Annotated in this window: 1 pseudogene; it reads right to left on the reverse strand. The window is 68.0% G+C overall.

The window, feature by feature from the left end:
* Nucleotides 1-790, reverse strand: a pseudogene (locus tag DE149_RS11570) (IS21-like element ISMlu14 family transposase); the annotation flags it as partial.
* Between the last annotated feature and the right edge of the window lie 213 nt (nucleotides 791-1,003).

The following is a 1,003-nucleotide window of genomic DNA, read 5'->3' on the forward strand; positions in this document are numbered from 1 at the left end:
CGGCCTCGAGCTCAGCGAACGAGGCGTACTGGTCCCGCAGGTTGGTGTCCTTCGGGACCAGGTCGGCCTTGGCCAGCTTCACCGCGTTCTCCACCCCGCCCTTGGCGGCCGGATCCGCTGGCTGGCAGGTCAGCACCTCCACGCCGTAATGCCGAGCGAACGCCACGGTGGCCTGGTTACGCACCGGCACCCCGGCCACATGAGAGACCGTCACTGTCTTCTCGTTATCCGTCAGCACATAGGTCGGCGCGCCCCCGATCAGCCGGAAGCACCGGTCCAGGGCGGCGAACACACTCGGAGCCGTCCTATCACGCAGGGCGATGACGATCCGGTAGCGGGACCAGGCCAGCCAGGCCACGAACAGCACCGTCTTGGCCCCGTCGATCGCCGGCCCATCGCCGAAGTCGTACTGCAGCCATGCGCCCGGCTCGGTGATCCAGGGCCGGTGCACCCGGCGCTTCCCGGCCCGCCAGGCGGCCTTCACCTCGGCCACCGCCCGCCGGGTGGAGCGCTCAGAGCCGGTGTAGCCCATTGCGGTGAGCTTGGCGTGCACGACATCGGCGCGGATCCTGCCCGTGGAGGCCTCGACCCATTCCTCGATCTTGGGCAGCCAGACATCGGTGACCTTCGGGCGGCTGGCTCCGGATCCAGGGGTCTGGCCGGCGTCGCGGGCCCGCACCAGCCGGGCCACGGTGTGATGGGAGCAACCGGCCAGCTCGGCGGCGCCCCGCAATGACTTGGTCAGGTCATAGGCACTGAGTATTTTCATGGTTTCTGCGGCATCCTTCATTCAGGGCCTCTTCCTCGCTGGATTCGATTCGACACCGATATCCAACCCGGGGAGGAGGCCCCCGCCGGCTCACGACGCGGCGGGCAACGAGCAACGCGGGCAAACCAGATGGCCAGCACCGGGCAGTTCCCGTGGCCATCACTGGGCAGTCCTCATGGCCGTCAGCGGGTCATTCCCTGGCCACCTATGGGCAGCTTTTCATGGCCGCTTACA

Source organism: Micrococcus sp. KT16, assembly GCF_003315015.1.
GTDB classification, from domain to species: Bacteria; Actinomycetota; Actinomycetes; order Actinomycetales; family Micrococcaceae; genus Micrococcus; species Micrococcus luteus.